The 5,356-nt window shown below is 73.6% G+C and carries 5 protein-coding genes; 3 read left to right on the top strand and 2 right to left on the bottom strand.

Annotated features, from left to right (window positions below):
* The coding region (locus GKQ77_RS26940; RefSeq protein WP_219691530.1) for a hypothetical protein at positions 1–478 on the bottom strand (478 nt) is incomplete at its 3' end.
* A 335-nt stretch (positions 479–813) separates the two neighbouring features.
* Between GKQ77_RS26940 and GKQ77_RS26935 the strand changes: the two genes are divergently transcribed.
* Positions 814–2,376 (top strand): NsdA family TPR-like regulatory protein, encoded by a 1,563-nt coding sequence (locus GKQ77_RS26935; RefSeq protein WP_219691529.1) that lies wholly within the window; start codon positions 814–816, stop codon positions 2,374–2,376.
* A 12-nt stretch (positions 2,377–2,388) separates the two neighbouring features.
* Here GKQ77_RS26935 and GKQ77_RS26930 read toward each other — a convergent pair whose 3' ends face one another.
* Positions 2,389–2,982: a histidine phosphatase family protein gene (locus tag GKQ77_RS26930; RefSeq protein ID WP_219691528.1), complete on the bottom strand. Its 594-nt coding sequence runs from the start codon at positions 2,980–2,982 to the stop codon at positions 2,389–2,391.
* 309 nt (positions 2,983–3,291) lie between these two features.
* Between GKQ77_RS26930 and GKQ77_RS26925 the strand changes: the two genes are divergently transcribed.
* On the top strand, positions 3,292–4,317 hold the full coding sequence (locus GKQ77_RS26925) for a phosphatase PAP2 family protein (RefSeq protein WP_219691527.1): 1,026 nt from the start codon (positions 3,292–3,294) through the stop codon (positions 4,315–4,317).
* The coding region (locus tag GKQ77_RS26920) for a hypothetical protein (RefSeq protein ID WP_219691531.1) at positions 4,244–5,356 on the top strand (1,113 nt) is incomplete at its 3' end. The genes GKQ77_RS26925 and GKQ77_RS26920, both read left to right, overlap by 74 nt.

Here is a 5,356-nt window from a genome sequence, read left to right as displayed (position 1 = left end):
CCTCGATGGTGCGTGCGGCCTGGCCGAGCGCGGCCCGCAGGACGGCGGGGTCCGTGACGGGGTCGGTCTCACTGCCCGGCGGCAGCAGCCAGCCGGTGCCCGCGACTGGCGGCTCGGGGACGGCGGGCCCCGGGTCCGGCTCCTGGGCCGACACGCGCAGGCCGCGTCCGTAGGTCTGCGTACAGGCGCTGCCCGGCAGGTCCCAGCCGTCGGCGGTGCCGGGCGGCACCAGGAAGCCGAGGGTGTCGCAGCTCCCGTCGTGCAGGACGGGGCCGATGGTGTCGCCCGCCCCGCGGCGCAGGATGTCGACCGCTTCGAGGCCTTGTCTGGCGGGGACGGTGACCAGGTCACAGCACTCGTCTTCGCAGGGTGCGGGGTCGCGTGGCGCGGTGCTCGCGTCCTGGGTGGGCCGGTGCCGTGCCGTGGTCAGTGAGGCCGGGGGCGCGTCGCCGTTCGTACGGGAGTCGCTGTTCTGCATGCCGATCTCCAACAAGGGGACCCCTCCTCGCGAGTGCGGGAGCTGTTCTGGTCTCCCACTCCGCATGGTTCAACGCGAGTCGGCGTCAACAGGCACTGCGGCACGCCGCCGCAAAGGATGGCAGTTCATGGCAGATCGTGGGTGAGATATCCGGTTTGTAGCCAAACCCCGCGTGTCGACCCTGTCACAGCGGGTACGTTCGTGCTCCGCCGGAACAGGGGGCAGCCCCGCGAGATCCCGTGCGCGGGCGCGGCGTCCAGTGCGCCAGCGTGTGCGCGTTCCGGCACGCTCCGCACGAGAGGGTCCGGCCCATGGCGTCCTCACCGTCCTCACCGATGGCATCGTCAACCCAGTCCCCGCCCATACAGTCCCCGTCAACCCGGTCCCCGCGACCGAACCTCGCTTTCCGGCAGCTGCGGGGACAGCGCTCGCCCGGCGAGTTCGCCGCCGCGGTCCGGCGGGCCGCTCGCGAGATCGGCGAGCGGGTCAGCTGCGACGCGCGGTACGTCGGACGCGTGGAGGCGGGGGAGATCCGCTGCCCCAACTACGCCTACGAGCGGGTGTTCCTGCACATGTTCCCCGGCCGGACCCTGGCCGACCTGGGGTTCTCGCCCCGCGCGCAGGTGCGCGGGAGGGCGGCGCGCGCGGAGTGCGAGGCGCCGCCCTCCCCCACCGTGATCCGCCCCCGCGGAACGCATCACCCAGGCACGCCGAGCGCTCCGAGCACCCCGAGCACCACAAGCAACACGAGCACCCCGAACAACACGAACAAGCCGCACACCACGATCCAGTTGTACGAGTCCCATCCGTCCGGGTCCGACCCCCGCGCCTGCGATCCGTACGCGATCCAGACTCACGAGGAGAGCGACGTGCGACGTCGCGCATTCATGACCGGCTCGACCGTCACCGTGGCCGCCGTCTCCCTTGGCCCCGTCGGGCTCGCACTCGGCGGCGCCGCCGAGGCCGCCGCCCGGCAGGGCCGCGGCATCGGCGAGGCCGAGGTGGGCGCGGTCGAGGAGGCCGTGCGCAAGATCAGGCTGCTCGACGACCGGCACGGCGCCGACGGCCTCTACCGGCGCGCGGCCGCCCCGCTGCGCACCGCCTACGCCCTGCTCGACGCGGGCACGACCCGGCAGTCCACCGCCGACCGGCTGCACGCGGGCGCCGGGGAGCTGGCCATCTCGGTCGGCTGGCTGGCGCATGACTCGGGCCGCTTCGACGACGCCCGCTCGCACTACGCCGAGGCCCTCGCCACGGCCCGGGTCGCCGGGGACCCGGCCCTGGAGGCGCACGCCTTCTGCAACACCGCCTTCCTCGCGCGCGACGCCGGACGGCCCCGGGAGGCGGTGCGGGCGGCGCAGGCGGCCTCCCGCGCGGCCCGGCACCACGGCTCGCACCGGCTCCTCTCGCTGATCGCACTGCGCGAGGCCGGGGGCTGGGCGGGGCTCGGCGACCGCGCGGGCTGCGAACAGTCGCTGATCCGCGCGCACGCCCTGTTCGAGCGCGGGGCCTCCGACACCGACCCCGAGTGGATGAGCTTCTACGGCCGGGCCGAGCTGGAGGGCCTGGAGGCACAGTGCTGGTCGGCGCTGGGCGACTGGGAGCGGGCGGCCGGGCACGCGTGGCGCGCGGCGGCCACGGCGTCCTCGCAGACCCCGCAGTTCACCCGGAACATCGCGCTCTACACCGCCGAGCTCGCCGACGACCTGGCCCGCGCGGGGCGCCCCGACGAGGCGGCGACGGCGGGCCTGCGGGTCCTCGCGCTCCTCGACGAGGTGCAGTCATCCCGCATCCAGTCGATGCTCGCCGCGACGGCGCGGGTGCTCCTGCCGCACCGCCGCGCCGCCGGGGTGGGCGGCTTCCTGGAGCGGCACGCTTCGCTGCCGCGCGCGGTGTAGACGTACATCCGGCTAGGACAGGTGGCCCGTCTCGTTCCAGGACTCGATGGCGGGCTCTCCGTAGGCCCAGCCGAGGACCGACAGGGACGTCGGGTTGAGGCGGATGCGGGCCGCGAAGCCGATGTCGTAGCCGAGCCAGCGCGCGCCGATGACCCGCAGGATGTGGCCGTGCGCGAAGACCAGCACATCGCGGTCCGCGCTCCTTGCCCACTCCACCACCTCGTCCGCGCGCGCGGAGACCTGCGCGAGCGTCTCGCCCCCGGGGACGCCGTCGCGCCAGATAAGCCAGCCGGGGCGGACCGCGTGGATGTCGGCCGGGGTCATGCCGTCGTAGTCGCCGTAGTCGAACTCCATGAGCGCGTCCCACGGCTCGGCGCGGTCCCCGAAGCCGGCGATCTCGCAGGTGTCCCGCGCGCGGGAGAGCGGGCTTGTGCGCACCTCGGCGTCGGGCAGGCCGGCGTAGGGGGCGCGGTGCAGCCGCTCGCCCAGGAGCTTCGCGCCGCGGCGGCCCTCGTCGAGGAGCGGGATATCCGTCCTGCCGGTGTGCTTCCCGGACAGTGACCATTCCGTCTGTCCGTGCCGGGCCAGCAGGATGCGGGGTGCCATGGGTGGGACCTCTCCACGTTTGCTTCTCGCTGCTTTTCCACTGCTCCTTTGCAGCTTTCCCGCAGCTTTTTCCTGGTTTTCTACTGCTTATCTACTACTTATCTACCGCTTTGTACGGATAGGAAGCGTCCGTCACTCCATCATCACCCACCCTTGATCGAACGCTCACCCGGCCTGGCAACCCCGCGGGCGATCTGTGCGTCCCCTACGAGCGGGGGCGCCTCTGCGGCCTTCGCGTACGCCGTAAAGTGATCCGGCGGCCGACGCCGAGTGAGCCGAGTGAACAGAGACGATGGGGGAACGAACCGGATGCCGAAGACCGACGTACCAGGCACCGGGCGCATGAGCGAGGGCCGTCTCCGCTGGTGGACGGAGCTGCCGTTGATCGTCCTGGTGTACGCGGCGTACTCGGCGGGGCGGCTGCTCGCCCGGGGCGATGTCGCCGGCGCCGTCGACCACGGCATCGGGATCCTCCGGGCCGAGCAGTTCCTGCGGCTCGACGCGGAGACCCCGCTGAACCGTCTCTTCACCGCCAACGCCTGGATCGGTGTCCCCGCCGACTTCTGGTACGCCTCGCTGCACTATCTCGTCACGCCCGCCGTCCTGATCTGGCTCTTCCGTAGCCGCGCGGTGCACTATCGCGCGGCACGCGCGTGGCTGATGATTTCCACCATGATCGGCCTGGTCGGCTTCACGCTGCTGCCGACCTGCCCGCCGCGGCTGCTCAGCGCGGGCCACGGGTTCGTCGACACCATGGCGCAGTACAGCGACTACGGCTGGTGGGGCGCCGAGGCGAGCGCGCCGCGCGGGCTCGGCGGCATGACCAACCAGTACGCGGCGATGCCCAGCCTGCACGTGGGGTGGGCGCTGTGGTGCGGTGTGATGCTGTGGCGCCACGGGCGCTCGCCGCTGATGCGGGTCGCCGCGGTCGGCTACCCGCTCATCACCACGCTCGTCGTGATGGGCACCGCCAACCACTACTTCCTCGACGCGGTCGCGGGTGCCGTGGTGATGGGCGTGGGGCTGCTTCTCGTACGGCCTGTGCGGAAGCTCACGGAGCCGGTGATGGCGCGGTTGCGGGAGCGGTTCTTGGGGGGTGGCGGGGTGACGTCCTCGGCCCCGTACGGGTTCTCGTCGGCGGGCTCGTCCGCGGCCACGCCAACGGGCTCTTCCGTGGGCTCGTTCGCCCCAGAGTCCTCAATTGTCAGTGGCGAGTGCCAGACTTCGACGGGTGAGCGACTTCCCCGACAGCGCAAGCACAGTGCCGGCCCAGGCGCCGAGCCGAGCGCCGGACCCGCAGAGGCGGAGGACGGCGCTGCGGCACCGGCTCGCTGAGCTGCGCGGCGCCGACGTTCCCGCACAGCCGCTGGACGCCCGGGCGCTCGCCGCGCTCGCGGCCAACCCCGGGTGCAGACGGCGGGCGCTGCTCGACGGCGCGGGCGTGGACAAGACGGCGCTCGCCCGCTCGCTCGGCTCGCCCTCCGGCTTCGGGCAGTCGCAGTTCGCCTTCATGCGGGGGAACGCGTTCGAGGCCAGGGTCAAGGCCGACGGCGGCGCGGAGCTGCTGCGGCTGACGCACGGGCGGCTCGGCGGCGGACCCGAGCCGGTGCCGGGCGAGTCCGCGCTCCCCGACCTCTCGGCGGCGGGCCCCGAGGGCCGGGCGGCCCGCACGGCGCTCGCGCTGCGCGAGGCCACGGAGTCCGGCGGCTGGACGCTGCTCGACCACCCCATGCTGGCGCTCGACGTCGCGGGGACGCTCGCCTTCCTGGAGCCGGACGCGGTGGTCGTCCACCCGGACGGCGGCTGGACGGTCGTCGAGATCAAGTCCTTCCCGATGATCGACGGTTCGGCGGACGCGGCGAAGGTGGGCGCGGCGGCGCGGCAGGCCGCGGTGTACGCGCTGGCGCTCGAGCGGGTGGCGGAGCGTCTCGACCCGCCCCCGCGCATCGGGCACCGGGTCCTGCTGGTCTGCCCCAAGGACTTCTCGAACCTCCCGACGGCGTCGGCGATCGACGTCCGCAAGCAGCTGTCGGTAACTCGGCGCCAGTTGGCCCGCCTCACCCGCGTCGAGGACATCGCGGCGGAGCTGCCCGAGGGCACGACCTTCGACGTCCGCCGCCCCGCAGCCGAGCTGACGGCGGCCGTGGAGGCGGTCCCCGCGACGTACGCCCCCGAGTGCCTGTCCGCCTGCGAGCTGGCCTTCCACTGCCGCACGCGCGCCCGCGAGGAGGGCGAGGTGACGTCCCTGGGGCGGGCGATCCGGGGCGATCTCGGCGGCCTGACGACGATCGGCGAGGTCCTGGCGGCGGCGACCGGCGAGACGGGCGACCCGACGGACCCGGCGGTGGCGGCGCTGAGAAGGGCGGCGGGGCTG

Origin of the sequence: Streptomyces anatolicus (assembly GCF_019400875.1) — a bacterium.
Lineage (GTDB): Bacteria > Actinomycetota > Actinomycetes > Streptomycetales > Streptomycetaceae > Streptomyces > Streptomyces anatolicus.
The sequence above is the reverse complement of the archived record's forward strand: the minus strand, read 5'-3'. Positions and strand labels throughout refer to the sequence as shown.